Origin of the sequence: Amycolatopsis sp. VS8301801F10 (assembly GCF_046195355.1) — a bacterium.
Taxonomy (GTDB): domain Bacteria; phylum Actinomycetota; class Actinomycetes; order Mycobacteriales; family Pseudonocardiaceae; genus Amycolatopsis.
Window position 1 is genome coordinate 5,642,301 of the sequence record NZ_CP176065.1, and the last position, 23,598, is coordinate 5,665,898.

The 23,598-nt window shown below is 71.5% G+C and carries 26 protein-coding genes; 9 read left to right on the forward strand and 17 right to left on the reverse strand.

Annotated elements, in window-relative coordinates:
* The first annotated feature begins 9 nt into the window (after positions 1 to 9).
* Positions 10 to 672: a response regulator transcription factor gene (locus F9C11_RS26545; protein ID WP_409180074.1), complete on the forward strand. Its 663-nt coding sequence runs from the start codon at positions 10 to 12 to the stop codon at positions 670 to 672.
* 498 nt (positions 673 to 1,170) lie between these two features.
* On the opposite strand, the gene F9C11_RS26550 is transcribed toward F9C11_RS26545, so the two are convergent.
* Together F9C11_RS26550 and F9C11_RS26555 are read right to left on the reverse strand one after the other, a co-directional pair.
* Entirely contained in the window at positions 1,171 to 3,117 is a 1,947-nt protein-coding gene (locus F9C11_RS26550) for a YhgE/Pip family protein (RefSeq protein WP_409180075.1), read from the reverse strand.
* Complete coding sequence (locus tag F9C11_RS26555) at positions 3,114 to 3,794, reverse strand: ATP-binding cassette domain-containing protein (protein ID WP_409180076.1); 681 nt, start codon at positions 3,792 to 3,794, stop codon at positions 3,114 to 3,116. The genes F9C11_RS26550 and F9C11_RS26555 overlap by 4 nt, the downstream gene beginning before the upstream one ends.
* Positions 3,795 to 3,876: 82 nt before the next feature.
* On the opposite strand from F9C11_RS26555, the gene F9C11_RS26560 reads away from it, so the two are divergent.
* Positions 3,877 to 4,914, forward strand: coding sequence for a PQQ-binding-like beta-propeller repeat protein (locus F9C11_RS26560; RefSeq protein ID WP_409180077.1), 1,038 nt, complete (start codon positions 3,877 to 3,879; stop codon positions 4,912 to 4,914).
* 152 nt (positions 4,915 to 5,066) lie between these two features.
* Here F9C11_RS26560 and F9C11_RS26565 read toward each other — a convergent pair whose 3' ends face one another.
* The 7 genes from F9C11_RS26565 to F9C11_RS26595 form a co-directional block, all read right to left on the reverse strand.
* Complete coding sequence (locus tag F9C11_RS26565; protein ID WP_409180078.1) at positions 5,067 to 5,363, reverse strand: DUF1905 domain-containing protein; 297 nt, start codon at positions 5,361 to 5,363, stop codon at positions 5,067 to 5,069.
* A 45-nt stretch (positions 5,364 to 5,408) separates the two neighbouring features.
* Positions 5,409 to 5,936 (reverse strand): hypothetical protein, encoded by a 528-nt coding sequence (locus F9C11_RS26570; protein ID WP_409180079.1) that lies wholly within the window; start codon positions 5,934 to 5,936, stop codon positions 5,409 to 5,411.
* Positions 5,933 to 6,082, reverse strand: a complete 150-nt coding sequence (locus F9C11_RS26575; protein ID WP_409180080.1) for a hypothetical protein — start codon at positions 6,080 to 6,082, stop codon at positions 5,933 to 5,935. The genes F9C11_RS26570 and F9C11_RS26575 overlap by 4 nt, the downstream gene beginning before the upstream one ends.
* A gap of 79 nt (positions 6,083 to 6,161) precedes the next feature.
* Positions 6,162 to 6,647: a bacterioferritin gene (gene bfr / locus F9C11_RS26580; protein WP_409180081.1), complete on the reverse strand. Its 486-nt coding sequence runs from the start codon at positions 6,645 to 6,647 to the stop codon at positions 6,162 to 6,164.
* Positions 6,648 to 6,725: 78 nt separating this feature from the next.
* Entirely contained in the window at positions 6,726 to 6,914 is a 189-nt protein-coding gene (locus F9C11_RS26585) for a bacterioferritin-associated ferredoxin (RefSeq protein ID WP_409180082.1), read from the reverse strand.
* 168 nt (positions 6,915 to 7,082) lie between these two features.
* The gene (locus F9C11_RS26590; protein WP_409180083.1) at positions 7,083 to 7,943 is read right to left on the reverse strand and encodes a DUF1932 domain-containing protein; all 861 of its coding nucleotides are present in this window, start codon (positions 7,941 to 7,943) and stop codon (positions 7,083 to 7,085) included.
* Between the two features lie 47 nt (positions 7,944 to 7,990).
* On the reverse strand, positions 7,991 to 8,566 hold the full coding sequence (locus tag F9C11_RS26595) for a PadR family transcriptional regulator (RefSeq protein ID WP_409180084.1): 576 nt from the start codon (positions 8,564 to 8,566) through the stop codon (positions 7,991 to 7,993).
* Between the two features lie 69 nt (positions 8,567 to 8,635).
* Here F9C11_RS26595 and F9C11_RS26600 point away from each other — a divergent pair, with 69 nt between their 5' ends.
* From F9C11_RS26600 to F9C11_RS26610, 3 genes are all read left to right on the forward strand, one after another.
* Positions 8,636 to 9,025, forward strand: coding sequence for a nuclear transport factor 2 family protein (locus F9C11_RS26600; protein WP_409180085.1), 390 nt, complete (start codon positions 8,636 to 8,638; stop codon positions 9,023 to 9,025).
* Entirely contained in the window at positions 9,022 to 9,780 is a 759-nt protein-coding gene (locus F9C11_RS26605) for an SGNH/GDSL hydrolase family protein (protein WP_409180086.1), read from the forward strand. Before F9C11_RS26600 ends, F9C11_RS26605 begins: the two co-directional genes overlap by 4 nt.
* 460 nt (positions 9,781 to 10,240) lie before the next feature.
* A complete protein-coding gene (locus F9C11_RS26610; protein WP_409180087.1) occupies positions 10,241 to 10,663 on the forward strand; it encodes a hypothetical protein in 423 nt (140 codons plus the stop codon).
* 62 nt (positions 10,664 to 10,725) lie between these two features.
* Here the strand turns inward: F9C11_RS26610 and F9C11_RS26615 are convergent, their stop codons facing one another.
* From F9C11_RS26615 to F9C11_RS26625, 3 genes are all read right to left on the reverse strand, one after another.
* A complete protein-coding gene (locus F9C11_RS26615; RefSeq protein WP_409180088.1) occupies positions 10,726 to 12,903 on the reverse strand; it encodes an MGH1-like glycoside hydrolase domain-containing protein in 2,178 nt (725 codons plus the stop codon).
* A gap of 616 nt (positions 12,904 to 13,519) precedes the next feature.
* Positions 13,520 to 13,915, reverse strand: a complete 396-nt coding sequence (locus F9C11_RS26620; RefSeq protein ID WP_409180089.1) for a hypothetical protein — start codon at positions 13,913 to 13,915, stop codon at positions 13,520 to 13,522.
* A gap of 233 nt (positions 13,916 to 14,148) precedes the next feature.
* Positions 14,149 to 14,427 carry a hypothetical protein gene (locus tag F9C11_RS26625; protein WP_409180090.1) on the reverse strand — a complete coding sequence of 93 codons (279 nt, stop codon included), beginning with the start codon at positions 14,425 to 14,427 and terminating at the stop codon, positions 14,149 to 14,151.
* Positions 14,428 to 14,450: 23 nt separating this feature from the next.
* Between F9C11_RS26625 and F9C11_RS26630 the strand changes: the two genes are divergently transcribed.
* Positions 14,451 to 14,795 (forward strand): hypothetical protein, encoded by a 345-nt coding sequence (locus F9C11_RS26630; protein ID WP_409180091.1) that lies wholly within the window; start codon positions 14,451 to 14,453, stop codon positions 14,793 to 14,795.
* Between the two features lie 85 nt (positions 14,796 to 14,880).
* Entirely contained in the window at positions 14,881 to 15,321 is a 441-nt protein-coding gene (locus F9C11_RS26635; protein WP_409180092.1) for an Hsp20/alpha crystallin family protein, read from the forward strand.
* A gap of 662 nt (positions 15,322 to 15,983) precedes the next feature.
* Here F9C11_RS26635 and F9C11_RS26640 read toward each other — a convergent pair.
* On the reverse strand, positions 15,984 to 16,670 hold the full coding sequence (locus F9C11_RS26640) for a helix-turn-helix domain-containing protein (protein WP_409180093.1): 687 nt from the start codon (positions 16,668 to 16,670) through the stop codon (positions 15,984 to 15,986).
* 158 nt (positions 16,671 to 16,828) lie between these two features.
* On the opposite strand from F9C11_RS26640, the gene F9C11_RS26645 reads away from it, so the two are divergent.
* Positions 16,829 to 18,010, forward strand: a complete 1,182-nt coding sequence (locus tag F9C11_RS26645; protein ID WP_409180094.1) for a cytochrome P450 — start codon at positions 16,829 to 16,831, stop codon at positions 18,008 to 18,010.
* A gap of 3 nt (positions 18,011 to 18,013) precedes the next feature.
* Positions 18,014 to 18,826, forward strand: coding sequence for an oxidoreductase (locus F9C11_RS26650; protein WP_409180095.1), 813 nt, complete (start codon positions 18,014 to 18,016; stop codon positions 18,824 to 18,826).
* Between the two features lie 138 nt (positions 18,827 to 18,964).
* Here the strand turns inward: F9C11_RS26650 and F9C11_RS26655 are convergent, their stop codons facing one another.
* Genes F9C11_RS26655 through F9C11_RS26670 form a run of 4 tightly spaced genes read right to left on the reverse strand, consistent with a single transcriptional unit; the run spans position 18,965 to position 23,596 of the window.
* The gene (locus F9C11_RS26655) at positions 18,965 to 19,783 is read right to left on the reverse strand and encodes a lantibiotic dehydratase C-terminal domain-containing protein (protein ID WP_409180096.1); all 819 of its coding nucleotides are present in this window, start codon (positions 19,781 to 19,783) and stop codon (positions 18,965 to 18,967) included.
* A complete protein-coding gene (locus F9C11_RS26660; protein WP_409180097.1) occupies positions 19,780 to 22,200 on the reverse strand; it encodes a lantibiotic dehydratase in 2,421 nt (806 codons plus the stop codon). Before F9C11_RS26660 ends, F9C11_RS26655 begins: the two co-directional genes overlap by 4 nt.
* On the reverse strand, positions 22,197 to 23,009 hold the full coding sequence (locus F9C11_RS26665) for a hypothetical protein (protein WP_409180098.1): 813 nt from the start codon (positions 23,007 to 23,009) through the stop codon (positions 22,197 to 22,199). The genes F9C11_RS26660 and F9C11_RS26665 overlap by 4 nt, the downstream gene beginning before the upstream one ends.
* Positions 23,006 to 23,596, reverse strand: coding sequence for a TOMM precursor leader peptide-binding protein (locus tag F9C11_RS26670; RefSeq protein ID WP_409180099.1), 591 nt, complete (start codon positions 23,594 to 23,596; stop codon positions 23,006 to 23,008). The genes F9C11_RS26665 and F9C11_RS26670 overlap by 4 nt, the downstream gene beginning before the upstream one ends.
* Positions 23,597 to 23,598 lie beyond the last annotated feature (2 nt).

Sequence of the window (23,598 nt, forward strand, 5' to 3'; positions counted from 1 at the left end):
CTGGGCTTCGTGCGGGTGCTGGTGGTCGAAGACGATGACAATCTGCGGACAGCGCTGGACGTTTCGCTGCGCGGCGCCGGATTCGCCGTGGACGCGGTGGCGGATCTGCCGGCCGCCGACGAAGCGCTTTTCGTCAACGCCTACGACTGCGTGGTCTTCGACCGGATGCTGCCCGCCGGCGATTCCCTCGGCTACGTGCAGTACCGCCGCCAGTCCGGCTGGCTGGTGCCGGTGCTGTTCCTGACCGCGCGCGACAGCACCGCCGACCGGGTCGAGGGCTTGCGCCTCGGCGGCGACTACCTCGTCAAACCGTTCGAGATGGCCGAACTGGTCGCGCGGGTGCGCAGCCTGTGCCGGCTGAGCCCCGGACCGCAGGCCCGCCCGGCCGTCCTGCGCCGCGGCGACGTGGAACTCGACGCGGGCACGCGCGAAGTGCGCCGCGCGGGCGTACTGCTCACCTTGGCCCCGAAGGAATTCCTGGTCCTAGAACGATTGATGGCGGCGGGCGGTGCGCCGGTGCCGCGGAAGGAGCTGATCGAGCACGCGTGGGACCGGATGGCGGATCCGGAGTCGAACGTGCTGGAGGTGGTGGTCCGGCAGTTGCGGCGGAAGCTGCGGTGTGCCGAGCTGATCGAGACGGTTCGCGGGGTGGGTTACCGGTTCGCGGGGTAGCTTCTCTTCGATCAGGTCGGCGGCTCGTCCGGGATTCGGTTGCGGCACGCGCGGGACCGGGGCCGGTTCCCGCGCCGGGCGGCCCAGGCAGCCGGAGGGATTCCGTTGCCGCGCAGCCATGCCGCCCACCGTTCGGAGTGGGCGGAACACAGTTCAGCGAACCGGGACGAAACCGTCTTCGCCGATCCGCACCGCTTCGACCTCCGCCGTGCTCCCGACAAGCACCTCGCTTTCGGTTACGGGCCGCACTATTGCGTCGCGCCCCGCGGCCCGATCGACACCGAAGCAGTCCGCCGCCTGACAGAAAGACAGCAACGATTAGCCGCCCAGGTCCCGCAACACCCTCTCCGCTTGTTGTTTAACTTATGTGGTTGCGCGGCAACAAGATTCCGCAAGGCCCACTGCCGTCAGGGACAGCCCGGCCAGGCTGGTGACGGACCCGTCGGCGCACCGCACCGCCGGGGTCACCGCACGCCGCCACCAGGTTGAACACCAAGCTCAGAGTTCGATTTCGGGATGCAGCCGGGCGACGGTCCATCTCCGCTGCCGGTTCGCGGCGAGGCTGGTGCCCACGAGCGCCACGACCGCGAAGCCGGCCAGGACCGCGAAGTCCCGGACGAGGTGGGTGCCCAGGCCGCCGGAGACGGTGACGCGCAGGCCGTCGACGAGGTAGGTCATCGGCAGCAGGGGATTGAGGAACTGGAAGAACCCCGGGGTCGTCGGCATCGGGTACAGGCCGCCGGACGACGTCAGCTGGAGGATGAGCAGGACCAGCGACAGCACGTCGCCGGGGGCGCCGAGCGCGGTGCGCAGGAAGTGGTCGATCGCGACGAACGAGGCCGCGCCGACGAGCAGCAGGAGCACGGTCAGCACCGGGTGGAGCGGATCGAGCCCGAGCCCGAAGTCCACGACGGCGTACAGGACCAGCGCCCCGGCGCAGCCGAGCATGGCCCCGGGGAGCCAGCCGGCGACGGCGACGGTGGCCGCGGACACCCGGGAGGCGAGTGCGCGTTTGTTCAGCGGGCGCAGGAGCAGATAGGCGAAGAGGCCGAAGACCCACAGCGCGATCCCGAAGAAGAACGGCGCGAAACCACGTCCGTACACCCCGGCCGGGTTGAGGTTCTGCCGGTCGACGTGCACCGGGTTGCCCAGCACCTCGGCCGCGTGGGCGATCTGGGCGGGGTTGGTCTGCGGGATGCGCTTGAGGCTGTCGTCGATGACGCCGGAGAGGTCGGCCGCGCCGCTGTGCGCCTGGTCGGCGGCGGTCTGCGCGGTGGTCGCGCCCTTGTTCAGCGTGGTCATCCCGGCGGTGAGCGTGCGCGTGCCGGCGCTGATGTCTTGCGCGCCGTTGTCGAGCAGCACAGTGGACCCGCTGACCGCGTTGATGTTCTGCTGTGCGGCGCCGACGTTCGCCTGCAGGGCCTGTGCCTGCCGGAACGCTTGTTGTGCGGTGTGATCGGCCGCCGCAGTGTCCCCGTCCACTCGCGCGGCCGCGTCGGTGAGCTGGTGGGCGTCCGCGAGCGCGCGCTGGTACGCCGGACTGTCCCGCAGCTGCGGGAAGGTGTCGGCGAGCTGCGTGAGGTCCGCGGTTCCGCGTTGGGTGTACTGGCTGATCTGCGCGGTGCCGGTGTGCGCGGCGGCGAGGCCCCGCGCCGTCACGCCGGTGACCCCGCTCAGGGTGGCCGCGGCGCCCGGCAGCTGGTCGGACACGACCTGGCCGAGCTTCCGGGCCTGGCCGCCGAGGGTGTGCACGGCCTGGGAGACGCGGTCCGCGCCGCTGGAGATCTGCGCGGTGCCCTGGCGCAGCGTGCCGGTGCCCGAGGTGAGGGCGTCGGCCGCCTGCTGCCCGACCGTGGTGGCGTCGACTAGCCGATGTGCGCCGTCGGAAGCGGTGGTGAGCTTGTCCCGGACGTCGGACAGCTCGCCGTAGATGCTGCGGACGTACGCCGCGTGGGCGGCGGCGTTGATCTGGTCCTGCAGCTCCGGCTGCACCACCTCGGTCATGATGCCGACCACGTAGTTGTTGGCGTCGTTGAGCTCGATGCGGATCCCGGCCTGCTCGGGGCGGGTGTTCGCGGCCGTGGCCAGTTTGCCGCTGAAGTCCGGCGGGACGGTGATCGTGAAGTAGTAGCGGCCGTCGGTCAGCCCGTCCCGCGCTTCGCCGCTGTCGACGAAATGCCAGTCGAAGGTGCCCGCGGCCTTGAGCTGCTGGACGAGCTGGGCGCCGGCGTCGATCGGCTCGCCCTGCGGCCCTTGCGCCGGACGGTCCTCGTTGACGACGGCGACCGGGATGCTGTTCAGCTTGCCGTACGGGTCCCAGTTCGCCCACAGGTACATCGCGCCGTAGAGCAGCGGAACCAGGCACAGGACCACGGGGACGAGGCGGCGCAGCGGGCTGCCCCGGAACCGCCGGAGTTCGAGGATCGCGAGCCGTACCGCCTTCATCGGGCTTCCTCCGGTGCCGGGTCGCCGGGCAGCCGGTCGGTGCTGAGCGCCGGCAGGGCGAGCGGGAACGTGTCCAGGCCCGCGGGCGCGGGACCGGCGGAGCTGGCGAGCAGGGTGACGCCGCTCGCGGCGACCCTCCCGGCCGCCGCCCAGACCTCCCGCCGCTGGTCCGGGGTGCACTCCCGGTCGAGATCGTCGAGCACGATCGCGCCCGGCCGTTCGGCGAGGGACAGCGCCAGCGCCAGCCGGACGGCCTTGGCCGTGCCGAGTTCCTCCGCCGTCGCCTTCCCCGGAACGTCGAGCCCGACGACGTCGAGCGCGTCCCGCACGGCGGCGGTCGTCACGCCGGGCGCGAGCCAGGTGCGTTCGGCGATCAGCTCGTCGACGCGCAGCCGGGGCTCCAGCTCGAGCGCCGGCCCCGCCGAGGCCACCGCCACCGTGCGGCGGACTTCCCGGTGGTCGTCGGGCAGCAGGTGCGCCCCGACGCGCACCGCGCCCGAGTTGAGCCGCATCCGTCCCGCGAGTGCGAGCAGCAGGCAGGTCCGCCCGGTCCCGGCCGCGCCGTGCACGACGAGGATCGCGCCCGCGGGCACGTCCAGATCGACGTTCTCGAACACCGGTCCCTGGGGCCCGCGCACGCCGAGCCCTCGGGCGGTGACTTGCACACCTGACTGCATGACCGGACGGTAACCGCGCAACCCCGGTGTGCGCACGGTGAGCCGCGCTGCTCGTCCGATGACTGGCCTCGCGGTGCGAGGAATGCGGTTGCCCGAGACCAGACGATCGTGGTGGTCTGGCGCGGTGATCGACATCGGGTGGGAGCGGCCGCTGCACCAACGCGGCGTCGCCTCGGGCCTCGCGGTGACGCGCGATCATGTCGTCGTTCACGAGCGCGGCACCAGGCTGGTGAGCCTCGACCCGGCGGACGGTTCGGTGCGATGGGATGTTCCGGTCGGCACGTGGCCGCGCGCGGTGGTCGTCGCCGGGGGCCGCTGCCTGGTGCTCCCGCAGGACCGCCCTCGACTGTCCTGTTTGGACCTCGCGACCGGGCAGCCGATCTGGTCCGCGGACGTTCCCGCTGTCCCCGGACATCTGGTCGTTGCAGCGAACGTGGTGCTGGTCGGCGGCTGGCGCGGATACACGCCGCTGCGCGCGTTCGATCTCGCGACGGGACAGCTGTGTTGGGAAACCGAAAGCCACACCGTGCTGCCGGTGCCCGCCGGGGAGGGCTTCCTCCTCGGCGAACCGGGGGATACCCGGGTCCGCTTGCTCGACCGGCACCACGGACGGGAACTGTCCGCATGGCGGCTGCCGCAACCGCTCGCGGACAACGACGCCGGATCGGTCATCTCGGCGGTCGGCCCCGGCCGTTTCCTGCTGCCCTGTGGGCCGCGCGCACTGGCTGAAATCGACCTGTCAGCCGACACCGCCCGCGAGTTCTTCCGCGCCGATACCGACCTCGCGGCCGCGGCGCCGGATCCTGCCGGAGGATCGCTGTGGCTGGTCGAACGCCGCGGCGGATACACCGTGGTGAACCTAGCTGGGGGAGCCCTGAAGTGGCGCGTCGACGTCGGGGAGCGGCTGGTCGGCGAGGTCGTCCCGACAGCGGACGGTTTCCTGGTCGCCAGCGCTTCCGGGACGCTGTTTCACCTGGCTTCCGACGGGCGGATCGCCAAGCGCACCAGCGTGGCACGGAGAATCTGGGCGCTGCGCGGCGCCGGGACGGACCAGCTGTACGCCCTCGCCAAGGGCACCCTGCTCGCGATCAAGATCCGAAACAGCGCGGGTCTGGAGTAGGCGCACTTCACGCACGGGCTGTCGTTGACACCGTGTGCGGCTTCAGCGTCGAGCCGCGGGCCGAACGGACGTGGCGCGCGCGGGTCCGGTCACGCGAAACCCTTGCCCGGCCGATCTCTCCCGCCGCTCCGGCGCGACCGGCATCGCCGACGTCAAAGGTCGAGGACCGTGACGGTCACCCGGGCGACATCGCCGGGATCGAGGTTCTCGGCGTTGCGCACCGCGCGTTTGACCGGCAGCACGTAGCCGCGCGTGCTGTCCGGGAAGATCGACGTCCGCCAGGTGGTGGCGCCGACCCGGACCTGCACCCGCCTCGACCCGAACGCGCGGCGCGGCCCGCCCAGTTCGCGGATTTCTTCCGAGACGTCGCCGGGCAGGCTGACGAAGGTCCAGGTGTCGGTTCGCCGGGCGTCCCAGATCCACAGTTCGGCGTCGAAGTGCACTTCCACGCCGCCAGCTTCGCACGCGGCACCGACAGTTTCCGGCCGCGGGGCTCAGGCCGAGACCAGGCTCGTGACGGCCCAGGTGACGCACGCGACTCCGGCGATCTCGAGAAGGATCGCGACGAGCAACGTCCGCGCGGTGCTGATGTTGATCGCCCGCGAGTTCTGCAGAACGGTGAGCCGGGTTTTGGCCACTTCCCGTTCCGCGTAGATCGACGGCGCGTTCCAGTAGACGTCCTCGGCGATCAACGGCGTGAGGTTTTTCAGCGCGATCGCGTCGCTTCTCCGGGGAGCGTTCGTGAAGATCCCCGCCGCCGCGGCGAGCACCAGGAAGGCGGCCGCCAGGTACAACGGAGGCTTTACCGCGTCCGGGAGAACGAAATTCTGCGCTTTCGTCGACAGCGCGGAGAGCCCGAAAAGCAGCGTGACCAGCGTTCCGGAAGAGCTGATCACCGCGAGTCCCCGGACTTGCAAAGAACTCGCGTTCGCGCGGGCGTTGTCGATCTCTTTGTCGATCAGGCTCGCGATGACGGGCCCGGATTTCTTCTCGCTGCCCGCCGGTCCGGACCCGGTCGTCATTCGTCGCGGTCTTCCTCGGGGTCGGGGTTGATGCCTCCGTCGAGGACTTTCTCGGTCCCGATGGTCGGGTACGCGAATTCCGCCGACGGGGACGGCGGCACGACCGGGATCGGCGGCGTGGTCTCTTTGCGGTCGTCGTCGGACATGGCGTCCTCCGGGGTTCGACAGTGCCGGATTATGGTGATGAGTCGCCGTGCCGCGGTGTTTCGTTACTCGGGGCGGAGGTCAGCCCGCGGTGGGCGGCTGGTCCACGAGTTGCGCCAGGTACAGCTGCTCGCCCAGTTTGTCGATCAGCTCCAGCTGCGTTTCCAGGTAATCGACGTGGTGTTCCTCGTCGAGGAGGATTTTCTCGAGCAGATTCGCGCTGCCCGCGTCGCCGTGGGCGCGGCACATCGGGATGCCGGGCCGGAGCCGGTCGAGGACGTCGATTTCGATGGCGAGGTCCGAGGAGAATTGCTCGGGGATCGTCTGGCCGACGTTGATCGGCAGGAGCCGCTGGTAGTTCGGGAGGCCGCCGAGAAGGAGGATGCGGTCGGTCAGCCATTCGGCGTGGTGCATTTCCTCGATCGACTCGGCGCGCGTTTTCGCGGCGAGTTTCGTGAATCCCCAGTCGGCCTGCATGCGCGCGTGCAGGAAGTACTGGTTGATCGCGGTCAGCTCGCTGGTCAGCTGCTCGTTGAGCAGCGCGAGAACCTCGTCGTCGCCTTGCATGGTCCGCACCTCCGGCCTCGACCGGACCGGATGCTACCCACGGGTGATCCGCCTCACAACCGGAGCGGGGCCCGCGGCTCAGGCGGTGTGCGCGAGGTCCTGCGGTTCGGCGTGCTCGAGAAGGATCCGGTTCAGCCGTTCGTGACAGGTTCCGCAGCCGGTCCCGGCGGCGCAGCGCTCGCCGATCTCCTCGACGCTGCGGGCTCCGGCCAGCACGGCGGCCTCGACCTGCGGCGTCGGCACAGCCGCGCAGACACATGCGTACATCGCCGAGGACACCCCTTTGCCGGTTCGGTGCTTAGGTTAGGCTAAGCACAACAGATCAACTGGGGTCTGGCAAGGAGCGCGTCGAGTGGCTGCGGTCACTGGGACAGGCCGCGCTCGCCGAACGGCGGTCCGGCGACGACGTGCGCCGAGGGGCAGCGTCGTCCCCGGTCAGTCGCGGGGGGACGGTCGCGGCACGACCCGCTGCCCGCGGTGCAGGCGGCGCAGCGTGGCCGGAAGGTCGAGGTCGAAGTCGTCCTTGTCGTCGGCCCAGCGGGACATCACCTCGGCCGCGCCGGCGGCGAGGGCGTCCGGCAGGCCGAGCGCCCGCGCGGTTTCGGCGACCTCCAGCATTTCCGGCGCCCATCGCCAGGCGCGCGCGGCCGCGGACGGCAGCCCGTCGGTGTCCGCCAATGCGTTGCCGCCGAAGGCGTTCGCTTCCCGGAGGAGGTGCTCGCCGACGCCGTAGTCGTCGGCGATCGCATGGCTGACCGCGGCCAGCGCGCGCGAGGCCTTCTGGAACGAGCCGTAGGCCATTTTCACTGCGCTCGCCGCGCCGATCCGTCCGCCCAGCGGCACCGGTTCAGCCCGGCTGCCGGCCAGCAGTCCCCGTACCAGTTCGACTGCGTCGTCCGGGCCGGACAGGTAGACGCGCGCGGGCGAGCGCTCGTCCGGGGGAGGCCCGATGATCGATCCGTCCACCACGGTCGCGCGGAGCCGCTCGGCGATCGCGACCGTCCGATGTGGACTGATGGCGTTCGCCTCGACGTAAACCCCTCGGTAGTCCCCGACGTGCTCGGCGACCTCCTCGGCCGCGGCGGGAGGGCAGATCGAGAACACGACCGCGCTCTGTTCGAGGAGGCGGGGGAGGCTCTCCGCGGCGGTCAGCCCGGTCTCCGCGGCTCGTCGCGCTGTTCCCGCCGACCGTCCGGCCGGGCACCACAACACCCGGTGCCCGCCTGCGAGCAACTGCCGTGCGATAGCCGAGCCCATCCGGCCTGGGTGCAACAGACCGACCGTCGAAGCAGCCATCGGGCGAGTCTAGCCGTCAATGGCGCGGCCAGGAGCGAAGCACTGTGCTAGGCAGGCCGGGAAGCATCCGATTTGGCTCGCTGCCGGAGAATCCGCGCGGTCTGCTCGCCCCACCGCACGTTCTCCTGCTCGAACGAGATGCCGCGCAGCAATGTCAGATATGGCCCGATGCGGTCGTTCTCGCGCAGATAGTCGTTTTCCGAGCGGCCGTCCAGCATGCGCTCGCGCAGCCGCTCGAAGCGGGCGAGCTTGGCCCGGCTCCACTCCGTGCGTTCCTCGACGGCGGCGATCACCGCTTCGGCGTCGCCCGCGTCGCTTCCCTGCACCTTGACCAGGAGGTCGTCCCGGATCGTGGTGGGCTGGACCGGCGTCGCGGTGAACTCGCGCAGAGCCTGCCGTCCGGCGGGAGTGAGGCGGAACATCCGCTTGGTGGGCCGGCGTTCCTGCTCGACGACGCGCGCGGCGATCATGCCGTCCGCCGAGAGCCGTTCGAGTTCGCGGTAGAGCTGCTGCGGGGTGGTCTGCCAGAAGTTGGCGACCGACGCGTCGAACGACTTGGCCAGGTCGTAGCCGGAGAACTCGCCCTCCAGCAGGGCCGCGAGGATCGCGAATTTCAAGGACACCTGGACACGGTAGCAGCCAGGTGATTAATCTCTTCCGCACCTAATCAAAAAAGTTACTATGGAGGCAGCGTGCACCCGTTCCGCAAGGCCGTCGAAAGCGGCGACCACACGGCTGTCGAGGCCCTGCTCGCCGATGACGTGACGTTCACCAGCCCGGTCGCGTACCGGCCGTATCCCGGCAAGCCGATCACCTCGGCGATCCTGCGCGCCGTGAGCGGCGTCTTTGCCGACTTCCGCTATGTCCGGGAGATCTCCAGCGCGGACGGCCGCGACCACGCCCTGGTGTTCACCGCGAAGGTCGGGGACAAGGAGATCAACGGCTGCGATTTCCTGCACACCAACGAAAACGGGCTGATCGACGACTTCGTGGTCATGGTGCGCCCGCTCTCCGCGGCGACCGCGCTGAGCGAAGCGATGGCCGCCCGGTTCGAGCAGATCAAGCAGGAGGCCGGTGCGTGACGATCCGTTACGTGGCCTTGGGCGACAGCCAGACCGAGGGCATCGGCGACGGCGACGAGGCCACGGGCTACCGAGGCTGGGCGGACCGGTTCGCCGATCATCTCGCCGCCGCCGGCGAACCGGTGGAGTACGCCAACCTCGCCGTCCGCGGACGCCTCGCGGGACAAGTGCGTGCCGAACAACTCGCCCCGGCGCTGGCTTTGCGCCCGACGCTGGCCACCGTCGTCGCCGGAATGAACGACCTGCTCCGCCCCGGCTACGCCGCCGACGCGGTGGAGGAGCACTTGACGGCCATGTTCGCCGCCCTCACCGCCGCCGGTGCCGACGTGGTCACGCTCGCCTTCCCCGATATCGCGAGAATCGCCCCGATCGCGGCCCCGTTGCGTCCGCGAGTCGCGGACCTCAACCGCCGAATTCGTTCCGCGGCAACCCGATACGGGGTGACAGTCGTCGACTGCGACCGCCACGAAGTAGCCAGCGACCCGCGGCTGTGGTGCGCGGATCGCTTGCACGCCAACCCGATCGGGCACGCCCGGATCGCGGCCGCCGTCGCGCACAGCCTCGGCCTCCCCGGGAGCGACGACAGCTGGAGCGCCCCACTGCCGCCCGCCGACCGCCGTCCGGCCTGGCGGACAGCGAGCACGGAACTCCGCTGGCTCGCCGAATTCCTCGGCCCCTGGCTGATGCGACGGCTGCTGGGCCGGTCCTCCGGCGACGGGCGCACCGCGAAACGTCCGATGCTGCTTCCGGTGTGAGCGCGGTCCTCGCGGCTGGTGAAGAGCATTCAGCCGGGTCGGCGGGCAGTCAGGCGAACAGTTGGGTGAGCCGGTCCAGAAGCTGGGCGGACTTCGCGCCGTCGAGCGGATCGCGCCACCCGGGTGCCTCGTTGCCGACCGGGCCGTCCAGTAAAGGAAATCCGCCCAGCCTCCCCTGAACAGCACGACGCTTGCCTCCTGCGAACCTTTGGCGAGGGCAACGCCGACGGCCGCCCGATCGGCGGTGATCCTGGGCGGCCATCCCGCGGCCTGGTCCCGCCGCGGTTATGCCGAGCCGGTGCCAACCGTCGCGCCGCTGCGCGATCTCCGGCCGCCTTGCTTGGCAGCAGCGAAGCGTCATGGAAACGAGATTTGCGGTTTCGGCAAATTTTTTCGCCCGATCCAGGGGGCCGGGCCGATCCTGAACCGACCGGAAACTCGGCACAACGGAAGGAAAGCCATGACCGATCAGGGCGGCGACCGCCTGAGCATGACGGGCTCGGCCACGCTCTTCACGCTGACGAAGACGACCGGGATCGGTGCCGTGACCGGCACTGTGAACGGCGCCGCGTACGGCGAGCAGACGAGCGAGGTGGAGGAACTCGGCGACGGACGTATTGCCTACACCATGTTTCACCAGTTCCTCGACAGCGACGGTTCCAGGCTGCGCACGCATGATCGAGCCGCCCTGAGTGCGGGTGCTCCCGGCGAGCCGTCGACGCTGGAGGTGGAGTACGCCGTCGTGGAGGCGACAGGCCGGTTCGAGGGTTGCAGCGGAACGTTTCGCAGCCGGGGCTGGTTGCGGATCCCGCCTGGCGAGGAGGGCTTGGTTCAGCACAGCGTTGGCGTCGTTCAGTTCGCGGGAGAGCTCCGCTGTGAGTAGCGGTCCGGCGCCGGGCCCGCAGCGAGGCCGCTGGACGCCTGGTTCGACGGAGCGCCCGGGCGTCAGCCTCGCTGCGGGTGGTCGAGTGCCAGCAGCATCGCCGCGGACCAGCTGAAGCCGCGTGAGTTCATCGGCGCGCCGGTGGCGGGGTTGTAGTTTTCCATCAGCGGTCCGTTGCCCAGCAGGCCGGCCGCGTTCGAGCGCAGCTGGTCGGCGAGGGCTGCCGCGTCGGGGCCGTATCCGTAGCGCTGCAGGCCCGTCAAGGCGAAGTACGCGTGGTCCAGCCAGACCGCGCCGCGCCAGTAGCCGGTCGGCTGGTAGTACGGCGAGCTGGCCGCGGTGGTCGGGAACGGCAGACGGCTGTCGAATTCGCTGGGGGACAGGAGGTTCTTCCGCGCGGCTGCCGCCTGGTCGGGGGTCGCGACGCCGGCCCACAGGGGGAGGACGCCTTCGATTCCCTTGCCGCGTGCGGTAAGCCGTCGCCCGGTGCCCAGTTCCGTGTCGTAGAACCAGCCGGTGGCCGGGTCGAACATGGTGCGCTGGACGGCGGCCGCGACGCTGGCCGCCGAGGCGCGGTAGGCATGGGCGGCCCGGTGGTCGCCGAGCCGGTCGGCGATCAGGGCGAGGGTTTTCTTGTCCAGCACCAGGTAGGAGTTGAGATCCACCGACTCCTGGGCGAGCGACGAACCGACGACCTGTCCAGACGGCGAGGCGTTGTCCACGACGGTGGCGCCGAGCTTGGCGTCGAAACGCGGCGCGTTGTCCATGCCGCTTTCCCACGCCGCCGCCAGGCGCTTGTCCTCGGCGGTCGCGTTGGCCGGATCGACGGTGGCGCCGTATTCGGCGAGGCCGTTGCGGTCGTGGTCGCGGTTCCGGTACCACCAGGCGTGGTAGGCGGCCAGTTTCGGGTACATCTCGCGCAGGAACCCGAGGTCGCCGTTGCGCTGGTAGACCGACCAGACGGCCCAGGCGGCGAGCGGCGGCTTGGAATTGCGTTCGTTCCAGTTGCCGCCGCCGCGGGCGGGGTCGTTGTAGAAGACGGCGTCCGGGATCATCCCGGCGTCCTGCGGCCGGGTCGCAGACGCCGCGGTCACCTGGTAGTCGAACATGGACCGGATCTGGGATTCCGCCAGCGCCGGGTCGAACACGGCGGTGCCGACCGCCTGCTTCCAGGTGTCCCACGCCCACAGGCCGGTGAACCACTTGTTGGAGATCGCGGGGGTGATGCCGTCGTGCTTCAACGCGCCCGCCGGGCCGCGCCAGTTGGTGATCAGCGTTTCGGTCGCCTTCACCGCGAGCCGGCGCCGGTCCGGCGGCACCCCGCGGGTGGCCGCGGCGACGTAGCCGCGCCAGCGAGCGTCGTTCTCGGCGACGGTGCGCCACGGCTGAGCCAGCGCGCGCCTCGCCGCCGGTGCGTCGGCGGCGGCCTCGGCGGGGGTGAACGTGTAGGACTCGGTCCAGGTCAGCGTTCGGCGGCCGTGCGGGCCGAGCAGCAGGGGAGCGTCGCGGGTGGTGGTGTAGGTGTCGCCGGTGACCGTGGTGGTCACCGGGTCGGCGTGCGTGACCTGGAACCGTTCGGTGCCGTCGGTCAGGTAGTCGTTCTTTTCGCGCACTTCGGCGAAGCCGACCGCGACCCCGTCCTCGGTCGCGGAGAGCCGGGGCGCGTCGTGCTCGGGTCCGGTGTCCGGCCGCAGCAGCGTGCCGCTCCAGCCCGCGTCGACCGACCGCCGCCGGTGCCCGGTGTTCTCCACGGTGGCCTGGACCAGTGCGGTGCGGTTGCTGGCGTAGCGCAGTTCCATGACGACGCGCAGCCCGTCGACCTCGAAGCTCTGCCGCAGCGCGCCGGGCAGCGAGCTGAAGGCCGGGTCGCGAGCGCCGGCGAGGTCGATCGGGCGCCCGGCTTCGCTCAGGCTGAGCCGGCTGAACCCGGAGCTCAGCCACCACGGGTATTCCTGCGCCAGGTACAGCGGTCCGGTGAACGCGCCGTAGGACTTGGTGTCGCCGACCTTGGGCAGCGCGTAGGCGTGCCACGCGCCGCGGTCGGCGAATACGTTGATGTCGCTGACGTCCCCGCCGGCCGAGCCGGGCAGCGCCGACGCGGGCACGCCTTGCAGATCGAGCACGTCCGCGTAAAACGAGGCTGGCTCCGCGCCGGAGGACTCGGACGCGGCCGCGGGCGGCGGGAGAAGGAGCGCCGCACCGACGGTGATCGCTGCGAGAGCTGTGCGCGAACGGACCATGACCACCCTTCCTGAGCGAGGAAATCGACCCGTCGGAAGCGCCGCGGGCGGCAGCGAGGCTCGCCAGCGGCCGCAACGGTTCCGGGCACCGATTCTCGGCATCGACGGGGCACGATATCGCGTGGCCGCCCGCGCCTGGACCGGAGGTGATCTTGGAACCCTCGCGGACGGCTGGGTCCGCGTCCGATGCGGAGTGCCGCCTGCGCCGACGCGGGCGAACCTCAGCGACTCGCCGAGGGCTCGAATTCCGGCTGGTGCTCGAAGAAACGCTTGTGCGCGGTCCGGAGACGGAGATCGTCGGCGACGCTCGCGCGTCCGGCTCGGTCCGCGCGCCGCGTCAGCTTGCGGGTTCGACGTATTCCTCGGCAGGCGAAGCCAGGCAGCCTCGTCTCGACGATTCCACGGGAGCCGGGCACGAAATACCAGCGCCGCCGGACGTGCCGACGCTGGCGGCCACCACGGACTGCGAGACCATGGCGGCGAGAGGTGCGGTTGGCCGCGAGACTCGCGGCCGTTTCGTCGCACCGGGTCCCTGGGTGGCGGGTGGCGGTTCTTTGTCTTGCGGCAGCGATGCAGGTGCCGGAGCCGGATTCCCGTGCCTGCCCGGCCGTGCGGTTCAGCCGGTTCGCTCGGTCGCCTCGGCGGCGGAACCGGGTTCGGCAGGGGTCTCAGCGAAGGACGAGAAGGAGAATTCGACTCCGTGCCGGGTGGCCGACGGGGTGATGATCCCGGCGGTGCCCGGCTGGTCCAGCCGCGCGAGGACGCGCGCGAGCGCTTCGGGCGCGTCGGTCGGTTCTTCGGCGGTCTGGGCGAGGGTCCGGTGCAGGATGCCGACGTCCCAGCCGCCCGCGGCCGCTCCGCTGCCGGCGGCGACGGCGACGGTCGCGTCCAGCAGCCAGCGCGCTGCTTTGCCCGGCAAGGACGGCGTGGCGTGCGACGTCAGCCCGACGACCTGGTCGGCGCGCAGGAGGCCGTCGCTGAGCGTCTGTATCCAGACTTTGTCGAGCCCCATGGGTTCCGGGTCCTCCGTTCGCGGCGGGCGGGTTCAGACGTGGTGGCGGCGCGCGGCGGTCATGGTCGCGACCACGCATCCGAGGACGGTCATGGCGAACAGGACTACTGCGGTCATCACAGACCTCCGGCGGGCACTGGATCGGAGTTAGCACTCGACGGCTTTGAGTGCTAATTCTGATGTAGCACTCCCGCCTCGCGATCGCAACCGGTCCCGCGGGGCTGGTGCCTGATCTATTGCTTCGTTGCCGCTGTCGTGCCGGACCGCGTCGCGTGGCTGGTGCGGCGGATCTGCGTTGCTTGCTCGGTGCACGACCGGACCTGGGCGGCCAAGCCGGGGTGGAGGTGCGCCAGCTGCGGGTGCGGGTCGGCCAGCGGGGGGGGCAGCAGGACGGCCGGATCGTCGGCGGCGAGGGCCTGGCTGACCTGGTCGACGTGGTGCCGGGACAGGCCGCGCACCGCGCTGACCTGCCCGGCCAGCCGGCGCAGGATCGCGGCGTTGTCGCGAGCCAAGCGGCGACAGCCCGATCGCCGGCGTGTTTGTCGCGCTGAGCGCGGACCCGTTCCTCACCGGTCCGTTCGCCGGTGCCGGAGGGCCGCAGGCGCAGGTAGCGGAGTTCGGCGGCCCAGCGGCTGGCGACGCCGAGCGCCGGGGCGAGCGCGGCCCAGCTCACCTGCTGCTCGCGGGCCGCGGCGATCAGTTCGGGTTCCCAGCCGGCCAGTTCCTCCCTCAGCCGGCGCAGCGCGGCGAGTGCCGCGACGAGGTCGCCGGGGCTTCCCGTGCCCGCGCGGGTCTGGTCCAGCACGCAGCGGACCAGGCCGAATGCCCCGGCGGCGCGGAGCCCACCGCCGCGTCGTCCACCATGTCGTCCTTTCAGTGACATCGACGCTTGTCATCGTTTCGATGACATGATAAATCTGGGGTGTGCGTCGACACCAGAGCTGACATGCCAGGGAGGAAACGTCATGTTGATGCGCACTGACCCGTTCCGCGAGTTCGACCGGATGGCCCAGCAGGCCTTCGGCGCCGTCGCGGGGACTTGGTCGCGGCCCGCGGCGATGCCGCTGGACGCCTATCGCGTCGGCGACGAGTTCGTCATCGCCTTCGATCTGCCCGGCGTCGACCCGGACGCGATCGAGGTGAACATCGAGCGCAACGTGCTGACCGTCAAGGCCGAGCGCCGGCCGGCCATGACTGACCAGGCGGTCGAAATGCAGGTGTCCGAACGGCCGTTGGGCGTGTTCTCCCGGCAGTTGTTCCTCGGGGATTCCTTGGACACCAACGAGATCAACGCCGCCTACGACGCGGGTGTGCTGACGCTGCGGATCCCGGTCGCCGAACGGGCTAAGCCCCGCAAGATCGAGATCGGCGGCGAGCGGGCTTCCCGCAAGGAGATCGACGCCTGATCCGAAGGCGTGCTCGCCAGGCCGGGCCGGCTCCGCGGTCAGTGCCGCGGATGTTCTTTCGCTGTGCCGCACCGCGTTCGGGCAGGCGGGCCGGGCCGGTCCGCCTGCCGCGTCCAGGCTCGGCGGACGGCCTCGCTCACGGTCCGCTGAACGCGACACTGCGGACTCCGGCCCGTGCGTCACCCCGGCCAACGCCAGTCCGAAGTTCCACCACCGCTGCGAGGCCCGCGCGGTCGACTTTTCCTGTCGTCACGGAGAAACCCCGCCCGGAGAACACCAGCGACCGCGACACTGGCTCCTGGACATCCGAACCGCGCTACCCGCCCGGCTGGCCCGAACGCGCGGAAGATCCGGCCAGCCGGGAACCTGCCGTGGTGTTGATGCCGTCGGCCGAACCCGCTGACGGACCAGGGAACGACGAGATTCCGCCGGAGCGGGCCGAACGCGGCTGGGCGGCCGCGGCGGAAACCGGCTGTGGCGAGGACCTGCCTGAACTGGACGGCGATGCCCTGCCCGCGCCGAAACCGTCGCGACCTGGTTCCGCTCGGTCCTCGCGGGCAAACCCGCGGCGGCGAGCCCCGGCCGCGCGAGCCGGGCCGTTCAGGCAAGAAGGAACGCGGATCCCCTGCGCCGCTCTGCTCGCCCCGAAGCCAAGGGGATCTTCAGCGCGAGGCCCGCCGCCAATGCTCGGCGGCTTCGATCATGTCCTGGCGGATGTGCTGCAGCCAGCGGCTGGTGGCGAGGAGCCTGGCTCCGACCAGCGTGTCCCCGCCGAACAGCGCGGCGCCTTGCCGGGTGAAGCCGGCCCACTGGGCCATGCCTTCCATGCTGGCCAGCCATGCCCGCTGCCACACGTCGTCGTCGATCAGGTAGCGCTCGCGGCGGCCGTCCCGCCGGCGGCGCAGCATTCCCCGTTCTTCCAGCCAGGCCACCGCTTTGGAGACCGACGCGGGGCTGACGCGCAGCCGGGCGGCGAGTTCGGTCGCGGTGCGGCTGCCCGACTCGGCGGTGAACAGGCAGATCAGGACCCGCGCCATCATCGACGGCATCCCGGTCTGGGCGGCCATCTGGGCGAACCGCTCCTCGAAGTCGCTCCGGGTCCGCGGGTCGGCCGCTGCCCGGGGCGGGGGAGCCGGCGCAACGGGGGCGCGGCGGCGTGCGCGATGCCGGGCGGCCCGCTCGGCTCGATCGGCGCGGTAGTCGTGCGCCCCGCCATTGCGGGCGACCTCGCGGACCACCGTCGACTTCGACCGGCCCAGCCGGCGGCCGATCTCGGCGTAGCTCAGTCCGTCCGCCAACCCGGCCGCGACGCGCTGTCGTTCCGGGTAGGTCAACCTGCCGGATGGCATCTGCTCGTCTCCGAACTCTGCGGCACCGATGCGTTCACCTGCAAGCCAATGCATCGATAATACCGCGCTGACCTGCGAATATGCGAATACATCGTTTGCCCATCAATAAAACATCGCCCTAGCGTTTCCCGCAAGAGGTGCACGGAAGGGAGCTGGCGATGACCAGGACACTGCCGACCGAGCGGCCGGCCGGCCTGCCGTTCGACCCACCGCGAGGGCTGGCGGAACTGCGCGAAAAGAGTCCGCTGAGCCGGTTGGACTACCCGGACGGACACGCCGGCTGGCTGGTCACCGGACACGCGCTCGCCCGCGAAGTGCTGGCCGACCACCGGTTCAGCGCGCGAGCCGAATTGCGGCACCTGCCGGTTCCCGGCGCTCCCGGCAGCGATCAGCCGGCGCCGCCGGGGATGTTCGGCAGCATGGACGCACCCGAGCACACCCGGTACCGGAGGCTGCTCGCCGGCCAGTTCACCGTGCGCAGGATGCGGCGGCTGACCGAGCGGATCCAGGCCGTGGCGGACGAGTGCCTGGACGCCATGGCCGCCCGGGGCGGCCCGGCCGACGTGGTCGCCGCCTTGGCGCAGCCGCTGCCTGCGCAGACGATCTGCGAACTGCTCGGGGTGCCCTACTCCGAACGGGACCGGTTCCAGCAGCAGGCGCTCGCCTTGTTCCGGCTGGACAACACTCCCGAAGAAACCGGCGCGGCCTACGCCGCGGTGCACGGCGTTATCGGCGAGCTGGTGGCTGCCAAGCGAAAAGCCCCTTCCGACGATCTGCTCAGCGACTTGACCGGCAGCGATCTCACCGACCCCGAACTGGTCAACATCGGCTTCACCTTGCTCGGCGCCGGACTGGACACCACCACCAACATGCTCGCGCTGGGCGTCTTCGCGCTGCTCGAACACCCCGATCAGCTCGCGCTCCTGCGCGGCGACCCGCAGCTGGCCGACAACGCGGTCGAAGAACTGCTGCGCTACCTCAGCATCATCCCGTTCACTGTGCGCACCGCGCTGGAAGACCTGGAACTCGCCGGCGAGCAGATCACCGCGGGCGAGTCGGTGACCGTCTCGGTGCCTGCGGCCAACCACGACCCCGCACGCTTTCCCTCGCCAGAGAAACTCGACCTGCGCCGCAAAGCCGGCGGGCACGTCGCCTTCGGCCACGGCATCCACCAATGCCTCGGCCAGCAGCTCGCCCGCGTCCAGCTGCGGGTCGCCCTGCCTGCCCTGCTGACCAGATTCCCGTCACTGCGCCTCGCCGCTCCCGCCGGGGAGATCGCGACACGCACCGACATGCTCATCTACGGCGTGCACCGGCTGCCCGTCGCCTGGGAGGACTGAACCGTGCCGAAAGTCTGCTTGATCACCGGAGCCTCCGCCGGAATCGGCCTCGCCGCCGCCCTGGAGCTGCGGCGCGCGGGCCACCTCGTCTACGGAGCCGCGCGCCGGGTGTCCAAAATGGACGAACTGCGCGCGGCGGGCGGGCACGCGCTGGCGATGGACGCCCGCAGCGAGTCCGACCTCGACCGCGTGGTCCGCACGGTCCTGGAGGAACAGGGACGGATCGACGTCTTGGTCAACAATGCCGGGACAGTGCTGCACGGAGCGGCCGAAGACGTCCCGCTGGACGCGGCCCGCGACCAGTTCCAGGTCAACCTGTTCGCGCCGGCCAGGCTCGTCCAGCTCGTCCTGCCCGCCATGCGCGAGCGAAGGTCGGGCCGCATCGTCAACGTCTCCTCCATCGGCGGGGTGATCAGCCTGCCGCTCGGCGCCTGGTACTACGCCTCGAAGCACGCGCTGGAGGCGTACTCCGACACTCTGCGCATGGAAGTCCGTCCCTTCGGCATCGAGGTCGTGATCGTTCAGCCCGGCATCATCAAGACCGAATTCGAAGACCGGACCGCCGCGCAGTTGCGCGAGTACTCCGGCCGCGGCGCCTACCGGGAAATGGCTGAGAAAATGGCGAGCCAGTCCGGAACCGGCCTCGCGGACGGCACCGATCCCGCTGTCGTCGCCCAGACCGTCCGCCAAGCGGTGGAAGCCGATCCGCCGCGGACCCGCTACGCCGTGGGCCTGCACGCCGAGCAGCTGCTGGAGCTCAACCGGACCTTGCCGGACCGCGACTTCGACGAACTGGTCACCCGTTCGATCCGGTAGCGGGGAATCGCCGCGAGCCGCGCGGCGGTTGTGTCGACGACGGACGTGAAATGCGGCTGCGGTCCGGCGTCCGCCACCCAGCCGGGCAACCGGGAATCCTTGTGAAGCAAGGGATTCGCTGCGCGACGTCTTGCCGAGTCACCGGCCCGCCTGGGCCACGAACCCGAGCAACGCCTCCTCCGCGGGCAGATAGCCGAGCCGGTTCAAGGTCATGTGCACGTGGTGGAAGAGCAGGTGCTGCCGTCGCGCCGGTCCGGCAGCGCTGATCCGGCGGGCCAGGACGGCGCTCCACTCGCTGATCCGGTCCAGTTCCGCGGCGGGCGGGGCGGCGCGGTCCAGTTCGAGGGTGATTGCGGCGACTCGCGAACGCAGTGTGTCTTTCGACAGCCGGAGCGCCCGCAGGGCGTTTCCCCAGTAGGAACGGTGATGTGCCCAGAAGCCGCCGATCTCGCCGGCGGGGAGCGCGGCGGCCGCGGCGCGGCGCATGAGGTGCACGGCCAGCGCGGTCCGCGCGCCGTTCGCCGGTCTCGCCGGGGCGTCGAGGTCGAGGAGCAGTTCGCTGGATTCCTGGAAGCAGCGTTCGGCGTCCGGGAGATGGCCGGCGCCGTACTTGTCGACCTCGGGTTCGTAGACGCCGAGGCGGATGCCTGCCGGGCCGGCGAGGTCGAGCGTCCCGGCTTCGGGCAGCAGGCGCGGTGCGGACGGGGCGGCGGACGAGACGATTTCCTGGAGCGGACCGGTGCGTTCGGCCAGTTCGTCGAGCGCGTCGGGGTGCGCGCGCAGGCGCAGGCGGACGTGCACGCCGGTCGGATCCACGTAGCGGATGAAGTACCAGCAGTCGGCGTCGATGTCGCGCGCGGTCTGCCGGGCCCAGGCGCCTGCTCCGGCGACCGCCGCGTCCATTCCGGACGGGGTGCCGGGATACAGCCGGGCGAACCACCATTCGGCGCCGGTCATGCCGCTCCTTCCGGTCGGGGCCAGCGAAGGCCCGCGAGGTATTCGCAGGCCAGCCGGTCGCCGGACGGCGACCGGAGGGGATGGCCGGCCTTGCCCGGCAGCGCTTCGACCACCCGGATCCGGCCGGTGCCCGGAAGTTCCCGCCCCAGCACGGCCAGGGAGACCGCGCTGCGGAGATCGGCCCAGAGCGGCTTCGCGCGGAAGTCCTCGACCGGACGGCAGAACACCTCGGCCGGAATGCCGTGCGCCCGCCGCCAGCGGTCCGCGCGCGCCACTGTGTCGGCTTCCCGGTCGCCCTTCTCCGGCCGCGGGAACTGTCCCGCCGGGCACAGCCAGCTCGCCCGCTCCACGACGACGCGTCCGATGGTCCGGCGCGGCCGCGCCACGACTTCCTCGCGCACGGGCAGGTCGAAGGGCAGCAGGCTGTCCCCGAAGCCCAGCGGCCGCACCCACGGGTCGGCCAGCACGGTCAGCAGCCGTTGCACGCCGCTGCTCATCCGGCTCGGCACGAGCCCGGCCGGGACCAGCCCGAACGGGCAGCCGTCCGGGTCGAGGAGTTCCAGCACGTCGCGGTCCGCGTCATGGACCAGCGCGACGTCGCGCAACCGCAGGTCGCCGGGCCGGCCGGGCATCCCGTCGCCGGGCACGGCCAGCGCGGGCAGCAGCCCGGCGGACGCGTGCTGGGCGGTGGTGCAGGCCCGGCTCGGCGCGTACTCATGGCGCGGGACACCCGGCCACAGCGCGGCGTACCACTCCCGCAGCGCGGCGGCCAGCCGATCGCCCAGCACGCCGGTGAACCGGCTCACCATGCCGCCGACGCCGTCGCACAGCTGGTTCACCACGAGATACCGGCCGCGTTCGGTGTCGGCGAGCTGGAACAGGACGCCCGTGGTCGGCGGAGCGCTGGTGCTCCCGACCGGCAGCCAAGCCCGGTCGGCGCCGTCCGTCAGATCCTTCGCCGCCGCCGCTGCCATCGCCTGTTCCGCACGGTCTTCGACGGCGAGCGAGGCGAGAAAGCCGAACAAGTCGGCACACCGGCCGCCCCGGCCGAACCTCGAGACGAACGCGGTCAGCAGGAAGTCGTACAGGTGGCTGCGGAACATCCGCGGCCGCAGTTCCGCGGCGAAGGCGGCCAGGTCCGGCGTGCCGTCGGTGCCGTCGGCGCCGAACGGATCCGGTACGGCGAACCCGGTCGCGGCGTCCTCGTAGACCAGATCGGAGGTCCAGAGCCGGAGGCCGCTCATCGCGCGCCAGCTCGCCTGCGCTTGCCGGACCGCCGCCAGCGCGGCCGTCCGCTCGGTCGCCGGAGAGCCGGCCAGCGCGGCGGCGGAGCGGTGCACCCGCCGGATTTCGCGGGTCATCGGATGCCGGTTCTCCGCCACTTCGACGGCGGCGAGCAGCCCGTCGAGCGGATCGCCGCCGCCGTGCCAGCAGGCGACCGGATGCACCCAGCCGCTGTCGAGCGCGCGCAGGAAACGCGCCCACGGATCGCGGCCGCCGAGGAGCGCGAGCAGCTCCGGCAACTCGTAGTCGCGCTCGTCATCGGCGTCCGCCAGCCAAGCGGGTGCCGCGGCGTCGTGCGCGATCGAGAGCGACATCCACGGGAGGGCGCCGAGTCCTTCGGCCTGACCGTGTGCCACGAACCTGCCCTGTGCGGTGTTGGCCCGCGGGGCGACGCGGTATCGCAGAAGACGGGCCAGACCGTGTTCGCGCGCCACCGCGTGCAGTGCGGTGTAGGCGACGGCCGCGCCGGCGTAGCTGCGCGACGCAGTGGTCGAGACACCGGGCAGGGCCACCGTGGTCAGCCGCGAGTACGGGCTGGTTTTGAGCGCGGTGCGGGTGACGTACGAATAGAGCGTGCGCAGGTTGCGGGCGTCGAGGCGGCCGGAACGCGCTTTGCCGAGGCCGTGTTCGGCCCATTCCGGTGCGGCGAGGGCCACTGACCGGACGAACGGATCCCAGTCGAGCGGCGCGACGAGGGCAGCGCGTGCGCGCTCGCCGTCGGCGGCGACGGAGCTTGCGAGCTCGTCCCGGACGCGCGCCAGTTCCGCTGCGGTCCGCTGGTACTCGTCGACGGCTTCCCTTGCCGGCTCAGGCATCCGGGCAGTCAGCTCGGTGATGTCCTTCGGCAGCGCGGAACCCTTGAACGCCGCGCGCTTGGCCGCTAGTGCGAGCCGCCGCAACGGGGGCGCGTCGTCGAGCGACGGGACGAGTTCGTAGCAGGCGTCGGCGACCGGCCCGCCGAGTTCGGCGAGCACGCCGGTCAGCGCTTCCTGCCGGTCGAGCAGGGCCGGCGTCTCGGGGCCGACCAGATCGCAGGTGCCGGCGGGCAATCCGGCGACGCGCGCGAGCGTCCACGGTGCGAGTACGGCCTCCGGGCGGGCGAGGACGGGCGCCGGAGCGAGGTTGCGGGTCATGCTGTCTTCTCCTGGCCGAGCGGGCTGGTGGAGGCGTTCCGGGCGGCCGGCCCGCACGGGTCGGCGCAACCGGGGCGGCGGCGCCGGGGCACGGACCGGGTCCGCCCGGATTCGAGGTCGAGATGCAGCGCGTCCGGGCCGGGGTCGCGGGCGAGGAGCATCGGCAGCCGCGCGGCGAGCAGCGCGGCCGCGAGCGCGTGGTGCGCTTGCGGCAGCGCGCCCGGTTCGGCGGTGCCCGCGGCGAGACACCGCGGGCAAAGACCGGACCCGGCCCGGGAAACCGGGCCGATGACGAGTTCGTTCCCGGCCGACCGGACCGGCAGCACCGCCGCGCCGGCCCGCCAGCGTTCGGTCAGGCCCTCGACGTCGCTGCCGGCGTACAGGGGAGCGCCTTCGGCCCGGCGCGGGGTCAGGACAGCGGTGACCGGGTCGGTCCCGACGATCTCGACCGGCGTCCGGGAGACCCGCGCGCGCAAGGCGTCTCCGCTCCGGGGATCGGCCAGATACCCCGCCGCGAGTGCGAAGAACGCCGCCTCGGGGGAACCCGATTCCGCGGCGTGGCCGGCGATTTCGACTGCGCCGTGCCGGCGGAGGAGGGACAGCATCGCGTCGACCTGCCGTTCCGGCCTCCCGATCGCGGAGGCGAGCCCAGCCGTGTCACGGACGCCGTCCAGCGCGCCGAGCAGCATTGGCACCGCGGTGGTGGCGGCCTTTCCGCGCAGCAGGACCGGCGGCACCGCGCCGCCGAGCAGGAAAGCGTCGTCGCGGATCGCGGTGCGCAGCCCGAGGCGGCGGCGGAACCGGGTCATCCGACCGCTCCCGCGTTCGAATGCAGCGCGGCCGCGAGAAACCGCCAGGTGCTGCCGTCCGGCCGGGGCGGATCGCAGCGCGGGCAGGCGTGCACGGGGATCGCGCGGTGCCGTTCGAAGGACCCGTGCACCAGGTCGGCGGCATAGACCGCATCCGACTGTCCGAAGTGGACGAACTCGCGGACGGCCCGGTGCACCAGCGCGGCCGCGACGTCGACGTGCTCGGGTAGGAACGCCGCTTCGCCGGGCGGAGGGAGGAGCGCGGCCAGTCTTGCCTCCCGGCTGTGCTGGCGCCGCCGTCGCTCGACGCAGTCGGGGCAGGGGCCGCCGCCGCGTCCGGTGGTCGGCCCGCAGCGCAGCGACGCGCCGTCCAGCACGAGCGGGAGCCACGGCAGATCGCGGGATTTCGCCTGGTGCGCCACGAAGTCCAGCACGCCCCGGTCGCCGTTCTCGGCGACTCCCACGAGGATCTGCTCGGCGCCGCCGGTCGGTCCGCCGAGCGCGGCGAGCAGTCTGGTGCCGAAACCGCCGTCGCTGAACAGCCGGACGCGGGTGCCGTCGGGTGCGGTGTGCGAGACGCTGTGCATGG